Origin of the sequence: Streptomyces botrytidirepellens, assembly GCF_003721215.1 — a bacterium.
Taxonomy (GTDB): Bacteria; Actinomycetota; Actinomycetes; order Streptomycetales; family Streptomycetaceae; genus Streptomyces; species Streptomyces himastatinicus.
In genome coordinates, this window is the sequence record NZ_RIBZ01000808.1 from 1 (window position 1) to 13,571 (window position 13,571).

Sequence of the window (13,571 nt, forward strand, 5' to 3'; positions counted from 1 at the left end):
CGCCGGACGGGCGGCGGGCTCGCCCAGGAACCGTCAGGCGCCCTCCCGCAGGAAGAGTTCCACGACCGGCACCGCGACCTCGGGCCGGACCACGGGCAGCGACAGGGTCAGGGTCCCGGGGGGCTGGCCGCCGAGCGTGGTGTTCTGGGCCGTGGCCGACGGGTCGATCTCGCGGTAGTGGATCTCGGACGCGTCGTGCAGGAACTGCGCGTACTCGACCTTGCCTGCCAGGCCGGGGAGGTGGACGTGGGTGAAGGGCCAGGAGAAGAGGTGGAGGTAGAGGCGGTTTCCGCGCTGGGTGTAGCGGGCGTCGACCGGGGCGCGGTGGGCGGAGGGCCCGGCGCCGTAGATCGAGCGTGCGTGGCGGGACATCCACTCCCCGATGCCCTCCAGCGTGGTCACGGCGACCGGGTCCAGCTCGCCGCGCCCCGTGGGGCCGACGTTGAGCAGCATGTTGCCGTTCTTCGAGACGCCGTCGATGAGCATCCGGAGCAGGAGTTCGACGCTCTTGACGTTGAGGTTGTCGCGGTCGTAGCCCCAGCTGCCGTTGAGGGTCTGGCACGCCTCCCAGACCACCGGCTCGCCGTCGACCTCCATCGGCTTGTCGGGCTGGTACTGCTCCGGCGTGACGAGGTCACCGGGGATCTCGAGCCGGTCGTTGACGATGATCTCGGGCTGGAGGCGGCGGGTGAGCGCGAGGAGTTCTTCGGAGCCCCACTCCTCGGCCCCCTTGGCGTTGAACACCTCGCTGTGCCGGCCCCGCTTGTACGAGAAGTCGTAGAACAGGTAGTCGATCCGGCCGTAGTGGGTCAGCAGCTCCTCCACCTGGCCGTGCAGGTACGCGCGGTACCGGGCGATGTCGCGGCCCTCGTTGAGCCGCTCGATCTCCTCCGGCGGGTCGTCGCGGCGCGGGTGGAGGCCGTCGATGACGAAGTCGGGGTGGTGCCAGTCGATGAGCGAGTGGTAGAAGCCGACGCGGAGCCCCTCGGCGCGCACGGCCTCGACGAATTCCGCCACGAGGTCCTTGGCGATCGGCGTCTTCATCGAGGTGTAGTCCGTCAGCTTCGAGTCCCACAGGCAGAAGCCGTCGTGGTGCTTGGTGGTGAGCACCACGTACTTCATTCCGGCCTGCTTGGCGGCCCGCGCCCAGGCTCGGGGGTCGTAGAGGTCCGGTTCGAAGTGGCGGAAGTAGCGGTCGTAGTCCTCGTCCGTGATCCGCTCGCGGTTCTTCACCCACTCGTGGCGGGCGGGAAGTGCGTAGAGCCCCCAGTGGATGAACATGCCGAATCGGTCGTGGGTGAACCAGGGAGGGATGGACATCGAAGCGCATTCCTTTCCGAAAACTGGGGATCAACGGCCGCCGAGGCCGCTGGTGACGATGCCGCGGACGAGGTGCTTCTGGAGGAGTATCAGGAGGATCACGGTCGGCAGCATGGAAATCACCGACGCCGCCATGACGAGGCTCCACTGGGTCCCCTGCTGGCCGAAGAACGCCTGGAGACCGAGGGGGATGGTCGCGCGGGCGTTCACGTCGTTGACGACGACCAGGGGCCACAGGAAGGAGTTCCAATAGCTGATGAACGTGAAGACGGCCAGCACGGCGAGAGTCGGGCGGGCCAGCGGCAGCATCACGGCGATGAAGGTCCGCACCGTCCCCGCCCCGTCGGCGCGGGCCGCGTCGTCGAGCTCCTGCGGCACGGTCAGGAAGAACTGCCGGAGCAGGAACGCGCCCAGCGCGGTGAACGCCCACGGGATGATGAGCGCCTGGAAGGTGTCCACCCATCCGAAGTTCTGCATCATCACGTACATCGGGATGATGAGGACGTCCTGCGGGATCATCAGCGTCGCCAGGAAGAGGATGAAGACGACGTTCCTGCCGCGCCAGCGAAGGCGCGAGAAGGCGTATCCGCTGAACGCCGCGACCATGACGTTGATGGCGGTGCCGACGGCGGCGACGAACACGCCGTTCAGGATGAACCGCTGGAACGGCAGGTAGCTGAAGACGTCGGCGTAGTTCTGCCAGCGGAACTCCGAGCCCCAGAGCGTCGGCGGCGTGGTGAAGGTGTCGGCCTCGGGCTTGAGGCTGGTGGCCACCATGTAGATGAGCGGTGCCATGAACGCCAGCGCGATCAGACACAGGATCGCGTAGCCGATGGCCTGCCGTGTCCGCGAAGCGACCTTCATCGGCCGCGTGTCGCTACTCATAGTGCACCCAACGCTTCTGGCCGAGGAACTGGACCGCCGTGATGCCGAGAATGATCACGAAGAGCACCCAGGCGCCCGCCGAGGCGAGCCCGAGCTGCTGGGTCTGGAAGCCGGTGTTGTAGATGTACTGCACGAGCGTCTCGGTCTCCGTCCCCGGGCCGCCCTTGGTCAGCAGGAACGGCTGGGTGAACACCTGGAACGAGGTGATGAGCGTCATCATCGTCGCGAAGAAGATCGACGGGGAAATGGCCGGGAATTTGATGCGCCAGAAGACCTGCCACGCGCTCGCGCCGTCGATCTGCGCGGCCTCCAACTGGTTGTCCGGCACCGCGTCGAGGGCGGCGGAGAAGATCAGCATGTTGTAGCCGAAACCCGCCCAGACACTCATCGCGACCACCGCGAACATGGCCCAGGTGCCGTCCGCGAGGAAATTGGGCGCGTTCAATCCGATCGTCGACTGCATCGTCGCGTCGATGAAGCCGTCGGGCTGGTAGAGCATCCGCCACACGACGACGTTCGCCACGAGCGGCGTGATCGTCGGAATGAAGAACAGCACCCGGAAGACGTGCCGGTGCCTGATCCGCGGCGTCAGCCAGGCCGCGAGGCCGAGCGAGACCACGAGGTTCAGCGGCACGTAGAGGACCACGTACTCGACGGTGTTCCGCGCCACGATCCAGAAGGTCTGGTCCGAGAAGAGCTGGCGGTAGTTGTCGAGGCCGGTCCAGGAGTGCTCCCCGAGCATCGGCCAGTTCATGAAGCTGACGATGAGGGAGGCGACGATCGGGAGCACCGTGAAAATCGCCAGCCCGAGCGAGTGGGGCGTGGCGAACACGGCGCCCCACCACGAGCGCCGCCCGATCTGCCGCCCTCCCGACCGCTCCCCGGGCTCCCGTCCCGGCTTCCTGTGTTTCGGTCCCTCCCGTGCCGCGACCACCACGTCGGCGGCACCCGTACCAGTCACCGGCACCGCCGACGCCGCCCCGGGAGGAACAGCCGCCCCGGGTGGAACAACGGACATCGACGCGGGCGGTGGCTGGGACACCGATTCCGTCATTTCCTGACCTCTCTCGCTCCCTGCGCTCCCTGTGGCCGGGAGGTGCCGACGGCTCCCGGTGCGGCGGAACCCCGCACCGGACGGCACCTCCCGGTCGACCGGCTCACTTCTGGAGCTGTCCCGCGATCGACTTCATCGTCTGCGCGCCCGACTGCTGACCGTTCACGGCCTGGATCCCGTACTGGAAGAAGAGCTGCTGGAGCTGGTCGCTCTGCTTGTTGCCGGGCAGCGGGGTCGACGCCTTCTGCGCCGCCTTCAGGACGGTCTCGACGCCCGCGATGTTCGCGTTGTCGTACCACGCCTGCTGTGCCGCCGTGCGGCCGGGGAAGGCGCGCCCCTGCTCCGCGAGCCCCTTCAGCACCTTCTGACTGGTCATCGTCTTGACCGCCTGGAAGGCCTGGTCGGGGTACTTGCACTGCTTGGAGACACCGAAGCCGGAGCCCGCCGAGTAGGTGGACGGAGTGGCACCCGCCTTGCCGACCGGAATGGTCGTGATCCCGATGTCGAAATTGGCCTTGCCCTTCCGGTCGAGGAGCGACCAGGGGCCGTCGGGGTACATGGCGACCTTCTTGGCCACGAAGTCGTTGGACGCGACCGAGGTGTCCGAACTCGCCTGAGTGGCCCAGCCCTTCTTCACGAGCGATCCGAGCCAGTCGAAGCCCTTGGCGAACTTCGGGTCCGACGGGTCGAGCGTGCCGTCTTCCTTGATGACGCGGCCCCCGTTGTAGCCGAGGATCATCGACTCGAGGTTCATGTCCCCGATCGCCGAGCCGAGCATCTTCTTCCCCGCGGCCTTGAACTTCGCCGCGGCGGCCTCGAATTCCTTCACCGTCCAGCCCGGCTCGGGTGTTTTCGCACCCACCTGCTTGAACAGGTCCTTGTTGTAGAACAGCAGCATGGGACCGGTGTCATAGGGCAGGGCGTAGATCTTCCCGTCGACCTTCAGTGCGTCGAGCGCGGTGGTGTCGAACTGCGACAGGTCGACGCCCTGCTTCTTCGCGAGGGAGTCGAGCGGCAGGAGGACGTCGGTGTAGTTCGCCGCGCGGAGGCTCTGCATGCTGACGATGCACGGCGCGCTTCCCGCGCTGAGCTGGGTGCGGAGCTTGGTGAAGTAGTCCTCGAACGGAGCGCCCTGGATGGTGACCTTCGCGCCACCGGCCGTCTTCACCGAGTTCGCGACCTTCTGCCAGGCCGCCTTGTCCGCCGAGCCGGCGATCCACATCGACCAGGTGAGCTTGTCCTTCGACTGGCCCGATGTGCCACCGCCGGAGGAGCATCCCGACAAGGTGAGACCCAGTGCGGCGCCCGCCGCGGTGGCACTCACGAGGAGTCGTCTTTTCATAGCAGTGCCCACTTCAATTTTTCGTGCTCACATGGACGTACTCCGGCAGCACGGGATGCGCTCGTGCGGATGCTGGAGAGAGGCCGCCGATCGCGGCGGCGGGCGGGGCGTGAGGGATGAGATGGGGAACGTCAGATGCCGGGTAAGGCGTTGATCCGACCCACGGCGACTCCTTCGGCCGGTCCCTTTTACCAGGACGCATCGGCATCAGAACATCCGATGTATTGGGGTGTCAAGGCGTCGTACGGCCCTATTTTCGGGGCAATCGGCCCCCGGGCTCGCGGCCATAGTTGGGATGTCTTTTCGCGCCCGTCGCGGGCGCTCCGGCGGGTCGGGGGCGGGGTGCCGCGGCCCCTCCGGGCGGGCCGGACGAGCGCCACCCCGCGCGGGAGCGGAACATCCGATGTGTTGTCGGGGAGGGTCAGCTGTGGTGTGGGAAGGGTCAGCCCAGCAGCCGCCGCTCGGTGGCAACGGCGACCGCGCCCGCCCGGGTGTCCACGCCCAGCTTCCCGTAGATCCGCCCCAGGTGGGTCTTCACCGTGGCCTCGCTGATGAACAGGGCGCGTGCGATCTCCCGGTTTCCCAGCCCGCGGGCGAGCTGCTGGAGGATGTCCCGCTCCCGCTCGGAGAGGGTGGGCCGGGGCGTGCGCATCTGGGCCATCAGCCGGTCGGCGACCGGCGCCGACAGCGCGGTGCGCCCGGCCGCCGCGTTCCGTATCGCCGCGAACAGCTCCTCCGGCCGCTCGGCCTTGAGCAGATAGCCGGTGGCGCCCGCCTCGATGGCCCGGGCGATGTCCGCGTCGGTGTCGAACATGGTGAGCACCAGCACCCGCGGGGCCGATTCCCCCGGCGCCGGACCGGTGCCGGGCGCCGCCGCGCCGGAGGCCAGGCGGCGGGTGGCTTCCACGCCGTCCATGCCGTCCCCGAGCTGGAGATCCATGAGCACCACGTCGGGCCGTAGGCGCGCGGCCATGGCGAGCGCCTCCTCGCCACTGCCCGCCTCGCCGACCACCTCGATGCCCGCGGTGCTGGACAGCAGCGCGAGCAGACCGGCGCGCACCACGGCGTGGTCGTCGCACAGCAGCAGCCGGATGGGCGGGGTGGTGTCGGTCGCGGTCATGGTGCGGCGGTCCTCCGTGGGCAGGTGGCCATGGGCGTCAGGTGGCGGGGCCGGCGAGGGGGACGGCCGCCGTTACGACGGTGCCCTCTCCCCGGGTGGATTCGACGGTGAGCGTGCCGCCCAGCTGGCGCGCCCGCACCCGCATGGCGGGCAGCCCGTGGCCCCGCTCCCGGCCGGTGTCCGGGGTCCGGGGGCGCTCGGGGTCGAAGCCGCGGCCATTGTCGGCGATGTCCAGGGAGATCTGGTCGTCCAGCCAGGTCAGGGTCAGTGCGGCCCGGGTCGCCCAGGCGTGTTCCCGTACGTTGGCCAGGGCGCCCTGCGCGATGCGCAGCAGCGCGGCCTCGACCCGATCCGGCACCGGGCCCGGCACACCGTCGAGCCGGAAGCCGACGGTCAGCCCCTCGCCGCACTCCCGCTCGGCGAGCGTCCGCAGCGCCTCGGCGAGGGTGCGTTCGGCGAGGTCGGCGGGGGCCAGGTCGTGGACGAACCGGCGGGCCTCGGCGAGGCTGCGGGAGGTGATCCCGGCCGCGTCCCGCATATGGCGGCGGGCCGCGTCGGGGTCCGTAGCCCAGGTGCGGTCGGCGGCCTGGAGCAGCATCTGCTGGCTGGACAGGCCCTGTGCGAGGGTGTCGTGGATCTCGCTCGCCAGCCGCTGCCGTTCCGCGAGGATGCCCGCCCGCCGCTCGGTGGCGGCCAGATCGCGGCGGGTGCGGACCAGGTCGTCGATCAGGACGCGCTGCCGGGCCGCCTGGCGCTGGAGATGGACCAGGACGGCGGTGGCGACGGCGCTGATGGCCAGCGGGGCGATCACCACATTCGGGTTGAGCCCTTCGTGGGAGAGCCGCAGCTCGGTGGCGACGACCAGCACGGTGAGCACGGCCGCCAGTGGCACGGCGGTGCGCACGGGCAGCGTCTGGAGTCCGGTGAACAGCAGCGGCATGGCACACCAAGTGGCGCTCGGGGCGAGGACGAGCAGACCGGCCCAGACCACCGACACCGTCCCCAGCCAGGCCAGGTGCCGTGTGCTCGGTCGGGCGCCGGGGCGTGGCGCGGGGGCCAGGAGCCGCCCGAGCACGTACAGCAGCCCGAAGGCGGCGAACAGGGCGATGGCAGATCCGGTGTGCGTGCCCTCGTGATCGCGGGTCAGAAAGCGGACCAGTGACGAGCCGAGCAGTATGAGGAATGCCCCGTCCATGACCGACCGGAGCCACCGGGCGTCCGGATCGGCCCATTCGCCCTCCCCCGCCGGGCCTCTCCGCATCGCCGTACCCCTCACTTCCTCGTCCATCTCCCAGCCAGTCCTATTACGGGGCACCGCGCTCCGCATCATCCGATCGGTTGACCCTGCCGTCACCCGAACCGCCTCCGGCCGTTAGCCGGTCCGCCGAAGCAGACGGCGGTCACCCGCACGGATGCTGAGTTCAGGGCTCGCGACCAGACATTCCGCGCCCCCAGCGAAAGGATCATTCATGCCCGCCAAGAACGTCACCGTCAACCGCGCCAGCCTCGGCCACCGCGTCTCCTACGCGCTCCGTCACCCCGAGCGCGTACCGCGCCACCTGGTACGGGCCACCCGGGACGCCTGGCTGCGCTACCGCTGGCCGGACCATGTCGACTACTACCGCGCCGTGATGCGTTCGGACACCCGTGCCGACCCGGACGCGGCGGTCGGCGGACGTACCCGGGAGCGGTGGCTGGCGCTGGGCGCGATGCAGTTCGACTATCTGGTGAAGCACGGGCTGCGCCCCGAGCACCGCATGCTGGAGATCGGCTGCGGCAATCTGCGCGCCGGCTGGCGCTTCATCCGCCACCTCGAACCCGGCCACTACTACGGCGTCGACATCTCCCCCGACATCCTGGTCGCCGCGCAGGACACCCTGGTCCACACCGAGCTACAGGACCGGCTTCCCACCCTCACCCCCGTACGCGACCTCACCCTGCGCTTCCTGCCCGAAGCGCACTTCGACGTCGTGCACGCGCACAGCGTGTTCTCCCACTCCCCGCTGCCGGTCATCGACGAGTGCCTGGCCAACGTGGGCCGTGTGCTGGCGCCGGGCGGCTGGTTCGACTTCACCTTCGACCGCACCGAGGGCAAGGAGCACCAGGTCCTCAGGGAGGACTTCTACTACCGCACCGAAACCCTCATCGACCTCGCCCGGAAACACGGTCTGGCGGCCCGCTTCATGGAGGACTGGGAGGAGCTCCCGCACGGCCAGTCCAAGATCCGCGTCACCCACGGCGGCTGAGGAGCCCGCGGGCCGTCCGTCACAGGCCGACGTGGAGGTGGGCGGCCCACATCAGGGGGAGCCGGGGGTACGCCTGCCGCATGCGGTGGGCGGCCCGGTGGACGACTCCGGCGATGTCGCGGTCGTCGGCCGGACCATGCAGCAGGTCGGTGTAGATGGCCTGGGCCATCTTCGGGGCCGCCCGGTCTTTGATCGCCCAGAGGGTGCCGATGACATGCGGAAATCCGGCGAGCTGGAAGGCGGCCGAGATGTGCACGGCCTCGTCGATCAGCTGGGGCCCCGGCTGCGAGGTGCTGCACGCGGAGAGGTAGGCGAGTTCCGCGTGGGGCAGGCGGAGCGTGGAGAGGTGCCGGACGTCGAACGGGTTGTCCTGGTGGTCATGGAGCAGCAGGAAGCTGCTGGAGGGGTCGTCGAAGCGGCTCTGGGCGTGGCAGGCGAAATGAGCCCAGGTGGCTTCGTGGAGCGCGGCGTCGACCCGGTCACGGGTGGCTTCGGACCCGGTCAGGATGGTGGCGCCGGGAAGCAGACCAGCCTCGTCACGGGCGCCGGGCAGGTCAGCGGCGTCCGGGGTATGGGGCATCGAGACGACGAGGCGGCGGGGCCGTACGGCGCGCTCGCCGGTGTGGCGGCGGCCGCGGACGTGGGAGAGGGCGCGGATCGTCGGAGTGTACGAGGAGATGACCCGGTCGAGGACGGACCGGCCGTCGGTGTCATGGTGGCCCGCGGCGTGCAGCGGAAGGTCTGAAGCGGGCCGACCGGCGCCCACCACAGCCGTGGCCAGGTGTCATCGGGGTCGGGTGACCGGGTGAATCCCAGAGCCGTCAGCACCGGTTCGGCGACCGTGTCCCACAGTCGGCCCAGGATCGTTTCGAGGGCGTCATTGGCGACGCTCCGGCTCACGTCCAGCGCACCCACGAAGGCCTTCACCCACGCGGTGACGTCCTGGAGTCCGAGGTCCGGCAGCGGGATGTGCCGCACCCCCGCCGGAGTGAGGGCGAGCGCGTCGCACCGCCATCGGCTGACGTTGATGAGGACGACCGGGCCGTCCCGCCGCTCCGCCATGAGCTCCGTGAGCGTCGGGGGCAGCAAGAACGAGGTGAAGTGGGGCAGTGCCCGGATTTCCTCGATCACCGCCTCCAGATCGCGGGCGTGCTCATGCCGTCGCTCGCTCGGCCCCTGGCCCCCGGTTTCGAGTGCGGCGCCGAGCCGCTGGAAGCGGTCGGCGAGCTCGGGGGCTCTTTCCCGGAGGTCGGTCAGAGCGCTGCGGGTCGACATGGCCCGGTCCAGCAGGACGCCCCGCCCCTGTTCCAGCAGGGTCACCGCACGCTCCGGGTCTCCTGCCTCGAGGGCGTAGGCGGCGGCGCTCGCGGCCAGACCGCTGTAGTGCTTGAGCCAGTGCTCGGCATCGCTGCGGTCCAGGAATCGGGTGACGAGCAGGGGCAGCAACTCGACCGCCGTCGCGTATCCGGTCAGGGCCGCCTCCGCCCGCCCCGCCGACATTGCCAGCCAGCCCGCGCTGCGGCCCGCCTCGGCGCGCACCCCAACGGCCGCCTCCGGCAGGACGGCCGCGGCCAGGTAGGTAGCGATGGCTTGGGTGTGTGTCCGCGGATCACTGGACGCCTCGTACAGGCTCTCCAAGGCCTGGCCCAGGGTGAACAACTGCGGGGCTCGCTGAGGACCTTCCGGGGTGAGGGCCAGCGCCCGCCGCGACACCTCCACGGCCTCCTCGGCCGATGCCCGGTCCCTGGTGCGCTCGTAGCGCACGAGAAGTGGGGAGGCGAGGTTGGTCAGGCAGAACGGGTCGGCGTCCGAGGCCCTGCGCAGGACGTCGATGGCCTCGTCCAGGATCGCGGGGTCGTCGTCCTCCCGCTCGGCGAGGACCGCCAGCGCACAACCGAGGTTGGTCAGCGGGCCCAGCTCGTCCCGGGCGACGGTCACCGCTTCCCTTCCGACGGCGACGGCTTCCTCGAGAAGACTCCGGTCGGGCGCTCGCTCGTACTTGAGGCGAAGTGCCACGACCAGTGCGTTCAGAAGACCCCCCGGTCTGTGGTCAAGCGTCTCCAGGGCGTGGTGGCACACGTCGATCGCCTCGTCCAGCGTTTCCAGGTCGCCCGTGTGCTCGTACCAGGCACTCAGCCCGTTGACGTGGTGGACAATCCGTTGCGCCAGGTCCGGGTAGTCGGCCGGGGTCCCGGCCAGCGCCCGGCGTCCCAAGGCGATGGTCTCGTGCAGGATCTCCCGTGTGCCGTACCGGTCATAGCTCAGCAGCAGCGCGTAGCTGAGCATGTGCAGATGCTGCACCCTCCGCGGATGTTCCTCGGGTGTCCGGTCGACGGCCTCGCGGAAGACCTCCACGGCCTCGTCGAGCGTCGGCAATTCGCCCGTGGCCTCGAACCACTCCTGGAGTGCGCCGCCGAAGACCCCGAGGCGGTGGGGCCGCCTGGGGTCGTCGGCCGGAGTGGCGCCCACCGCGCGCCGACCGACTTCGATGGCCTCGGCGAGCAGGGCCTTGTCCTCGGTGCGTTCGTAGGACGTCTTGAGTACGGACGCCAGATTCGACAGATACAGCGGATGGGCGGGGTGGTCCTCCTCGGTCAACGCGACCGCCCGGCGAGCCGTCCGCAGGACCTCGGCCTCCGCCGCGTCGTCCCCGGTCACGTCGGCCCATTTGTGCAGCGCGACACCGAGGTTGGTCAGGTATACCGCCATCAGGGGATCGTCCTGGGGTATCGCCTCCACCGCGCGACGTCCGGTGGCGACGGCCTCTTCGAGGTACGTGATGTCTCCGATACGTCGGAAGGCGTCCAGCAGGGCGATGGAGAAGTTGCTCAGTGCCATGGAGGAGCGCGGGTTGGCGGCGGTCGACCGGCGGCTCCTGTCGAGCGCCTCGTGGAGGGCGCTCAGCTCCCCGGTCCGCAGATACCAGTCGCGGAGGAAGTTGCCGAGCTGGGACTGTACGGCGGCCCACCCGGCGTGGCCGGGAGGCAGCGCGTCCACCGCGCGCCGGGCCGCCTCCACCGAATCCCGCAGCGGGCACGGGTCCTCGACGTGGTCGAGCGCGGTCGACAGCAGCGTGACCAGCAGGACCACCTCTTTCGCGTAGCCGGGGTCATGAGGAGGCGTCCGGGACACCGCATCGCGCAGGTCGCTCAGCGCCTGTGCGATCCGCTCCGGTTCCAGATTGCCCAGGAAGTGGCCGAGTTCGGTGTCGCTGAGCGCGACCCAGTCGTCGTCCGGCTCCGGCGCGAAGGCTGAGCGCAGCGCCTCCGGCACGTCCAGCGGATCCGCCTCGTACACCGGGCGCAGCAGCGTCTCCGCAAGCCGCAGCTCCGACTCGTCGCCCAACAAGCCGTACCGGTGCCAGTGCACCCAGCCCACGGCACGCCGCACTTCGAGGTCGTGCTCGGGGTCATCGCTCGCGGCCATCAGTTCGGCGGCCCGGCGCGGGGCGTCGGCGTCCAGGACGTCCCGCGGGTCCGCGGCGGCGGCGAAGCGGTCCAGCCGCGCCAGCAGCGCCGTCAGTAGCTCGGATCTCACGCTCCGATGATGGCCGACCGGGCAGGCGCTCACCGTGGGCACGGCGGTGGCCGGCGGCAACCTACGATCGCGGATCGATCAACTGCACGATCAGCCTCCCGGCTGCCGGGCGCAGGGAAAATACTCACCGTCGTCCCTTTTCGCCCCGCTGTGCTTAAGTTGGGGCCATGGGAGTGTCGGAGAGGGGCCGGGTCATGGCGGAGTTGCGCGAGGACGCCGAGGCGGCCCTCGCGGCGGTCGCCGGGCTCGTACTGCCGCGCGCGGACTGGGCGCATGTGGAGCGCGTGCTGGGGGCGATGGAGTCGGCCGTGCGGGCCGGGGACGCGCGGGCTCTGGGCACGGTGACGGGGCAGTTGGAGCTGGTGGGGCCGTCGCGGGTGCGGTTGCGCGCGGGCGAGGAGGGGGACGGGCGCGAGCCCGCGTCGCCCGAAGTCCTGGACCGGCTCAACCGGTTGGTGCACGCCCTGGGGAGCGGTACCGATGACGACGACCTCGACCTCACGGAGGGCGCATCGGCCGGTGGTGACCCTCACTGACCAGTCGCTCGTCGTCCACCTCTTCGTGGCCACGACCGGGCCGCGCCGGAGCGCGTCGTACCGGCGGCTGCGGGAGGTGTGGGCGGCGTGCGGGCCGCATCTCGGCATGACGCACTCCGTCGCCGCGACCGGGCTGCCGGACACGCTCCCCGAGGAGCTGGGCGAGCTGCCGACGGCGGGGGCGGTGGCGGCGCGGCGCGACCGCGTGGGGCTGGCGCAGGCGGTGCTGCGGCGCCACCACGATCTGCTGTGTCTGTCGGTGGCGCTGTCGCCCGCCGCCGGTGAACAGGGGTCCTGGGGCGCCTGGGACCGGCAGTGGACGCGGGTCGCCGGGGCGGACGGGGACCCGGAGCGGGAGTGGGTCGTCGGCGAGGCACGGCTGTTCGTGGCCTATCGCGAGGTGGCCGGTGCCGCTCCGGTGGGCGCGCGGGAGCTGACGGAGGCGATACGGGCCGAACTGCCCCTGCCGCTGGGGCCGGGCGTCGCGGTGGCCCGCCCCGCGGTCACCCTGTGGGAGGCCACGGGCGACTCGGCCACCGGCGATTCCACCACCCGGCCGTCGCGGCGCTTCGTCGCGGTGGCGGACGACGATGGCGACGGCCCCCGGGACACCGAACTGTGGCTGTGGAGCCAGGGCGGTGGCGCGCCGCCACCGTTCGCCCGCTATCTGGCGGATGCCGCCAAGCTGCGGTACGAGATGCGGGTGCACGCCGCGCACGACAGCGATCTCGCCTCCCCCGCGGGGCCGGTCGTGGACGGTGCCCTCGCGGCCCTGGACGGCGCGTCCCCCGGCGACGACGACCCGGACGACGACACCGCCGATGGCGGGCAGGCGCACGACCGTGGCGAGGAACTCGCGCGGTGGCGCACCCGATTGCTGTCGCTCACCGCGGGCTCCACGGGCCTCACCCAGTGGATCACCCGGCTCAGGGAGATGCGCACCACCGTGCGCATCGCCGAGTCCAACATGCGCGCCCAGCGGGACGCCGCGGGCGTTCCCGAGGGCGGCCAGGGCCCGTTCGCCGAGGATCTCGCGCTGGCCGCCTGGTTCGTCCAGCGGCTGTCCGACGGCCTGGTCTATCTGGAGGCGGACCGGGAGCGCGCCCGGGACGCCCTGACGGCCCTGACGGTCGAGGCGGAACACGCCCTCCAGCGGCGCCGGGAGGTGACGCAGCGCCAGGAGGCCGCCGCGCAGCAGCGGCAGAGCAAGGTCAATCTGCTCCAGAGCGCGTTCCTCGGCGCGGTCCTCATGGTGCTCGCCGCGATCCAGAGCTTCGCGTACGAGGTCCCGTTCCTGCCGCCGCCCGCGGTGCCCGCCCTCATCGCCCTGCTCGGTGCGCTCGCCCTGCTGCTGGCCACGCTGGTGCTGTGGCTGGCCACCCCGCCGGAGAGCCGGGCACCGGCCCGGCTCGGCTCGCTGCTGGCCGGGCTGGTGGGCGCCACGGCCGGGTGGCTGGCCAGCACGGTGGCCGTGCACGCGGCCACCAGCCGGGCCGCGCCGACCGTGCTGACCTGGGCGGTGGCGCTTCCG

At 70.7% G+C, this 13,571-nt stretch carries 10 protein-coding genes and 1 pseudogene; 3 read left to right on the forward strand and 8 right to left on the reverse strand.

Annotated features, from left to right (window positions below):
• Positions 1-33 precede the first annotated feature (33 nt).
• From EEJ42_RS41485 to EEJ42_RS41510, 6 genes are all read right to left on the reverse strand, one after another.
• Positions 34-1,320, reverse strand: a complete 1,287-nt coding sequence (locus tag EEJ42_RS41485; RefSeq protein WP_123107308.1) for an alpha-L-fucosidase — start codon at positions 1,318-1,320, stop codon at positions 34-36.
• Between the two features lie 30 nt (positions 1,321-1,350).
• Positions 1,351-2,205 carry a carbohydrate ABC transporter permease gene (locus tag EEJ42_RS41490; RefSeq protein ID WP_246097696.1) on the reverse strand — a complete coding sequence of 285 codons (855 nt, stop codon included), beginning with the start codon at positions 2,203-2,205 and terminating at the stop codon, positions 1,351-1,353.
• The gene (locus EEJ42_RS41495; RefSeq protein WP_246097697.1) at positions 2,198-3,037 is read right to left on the reverse strand and encodes a carbohydrate ABC transporter permease; all 840 of its coding nucleotides are present in this window, start codon (positions 3,035-3,037) and stop codon (positions 2,198-2,200) included. The genes EEJ42_RS41490 and EEJ42_RS41495 overlap by 8 nt, the downstream gene beginning before the upstream one ends.
• A gap of 325 nt (positions 3,038-3,362) precedes the next feature.
• Positions 3,363-4,583 (reverse strand): ABC transporter substrate-binding protein, encoded by a 1,221-nt coding sequence (locus EEJ42_RS41500; protein ID WP_221179481.1) that lies wholly within the window; start codon positions 4,581-4,583, stop codon positions 3,363-3,365.
• Positions 4,584-5,043: 460 nt separating this feature from the next.
• Complete coding sequence (locus EEJ42_RS41505) at positions 5,044-5,721, reverse strand: response regulator (RefSeq protein ID WP_123107312.1); 678 nt, start codon at positions 5,719-5,721, stop codon at positions 5,044-5,046.
• A gap of 37 nt (positions 5,722-5,758) precedes the next feature.
• Positions 5,759-6,982, reverse strand: a complete 1,224-nt coding sequence (locus EEJ42_RS41510; protein ID WP_123107313.1) for a sensor histidine kinase — start codon at positions 6,980-6,982, stop codon at positions 5,759-5,761.
• 208 nt (positions 6,983-7,190) lie between these two features.
• Between EEJ42_RS41510 and EEJ42_RS41515 the strand changes: the two genes are divergently transcribed.
• Complete coding sequence (locus tag EEJ42_RS41515; protein ID WP_123107314.1) at positions 7,191-7,967, forward strand: class I SAM-dependent methyltransferase; 777 nt, start codon at positions 7,191-7,193, stop codon at positions 7,965-7,967.
• Positions 7,968-7,986: 19 nt separating this feature from the next.
• Here EEJ42_RS41515 and EEJ42_RS41520 read toward each other — a convergent pair whose 3' ends face one another.
• Complete coding sequence (locus EEJ42_RS41520) at positions 7,987-8,736, reverse strand: CHAT domain-containing protein (RefSeq protein WP_342778400.1); 750 nt, start codon at positions 8,734-8,736, stop codon at positions 7,987-7,989.
• A gap of 1,694 nt (positions 8,737-10,430) precedes the next feature.
• Positions 10,431-11,393 (reverse strand): annotated as a pseudogene (locus EEJ42_RS54345) (tetratricopeptide repeat protein); the annotation flags it as partial.
• A gap of 305 nt (positions 11,394-11,698) precedes the next feature.
• Here EEJ42_RS54345 and EEJ42_RS41530 point away from each other — a divergent pair.
• Both EEJ42_RS41530 and EEJ42_RS41535 read left to right on the forward strand, forming a co-directional pair.
• A complete protein-coding gene (locus tag EEJ42_RS41530) occupies positions 11,699-12,040 on the forward strand; it encodes a CATRA system-associated protein (RefSeq protein ID WP_123107317.1) in 342 nt (113 codons plus the stop codon).
• Positions 12,027-13,571 (forward strand): CATRA conflict system CASPASE/TPR repeat-associated protein (locus tag EEJ42_RS41535; protein ID WP_221179482.1); only part of this gene is annotated, 1,545 nt, incomplete at its 3' end. The genes EEJ42_RS41530 and EEJ42_RS41535, both read left to right, overlap by 14 nt.

Bases quoted from the DNA above. Each gene is read 5' to 3' on its own strand.
- EEJ42_RS41485 (WP_123107308.1), bottom strand. From the start codon at position 1,320: ATGTCCATCCCTCCCTGGTTCACCCACGACCGATTCGGCATGTTCATC.
- EEJ42_RS41510 (WP_123107313.1), bottom strand. From the start codon at position 6,982: ATGCGGAGAGGCCCGGCGGGGGAGGGCGAATGGGCCGATCCGGACGCC.
- EEJ42_RS41490 (WP_246097696.1), bottom strand. From the start codon at position 2,205: ATGAGTAGCGACACGCGGCCGATGAAGGTCGCTTCGCGGACACGGCAG.
- EEJ42_RS41530 (WP_123107317.1), top strand. From the start codon at position 11,699: ATGGCGGAGTTGCGCGAGGACGCCGAGGCGGCCCTCGCGGCGGTCGCC.
- EEJ42_RS41515 (WP_123107314.1), top strand. From the start codon at position 7,191: ATGCCCGCCAAGAACGTCACCGTCAACCGCGCCAGCCTCGGCCACCGC.
- EEJ42_RS41505 (WP_123107312.1), bottom strand. From the start codon at position 5,721: ATGACCGCGACCGACACCACCCCGCCCATCCGGCTGCTGCTGTGCGAC.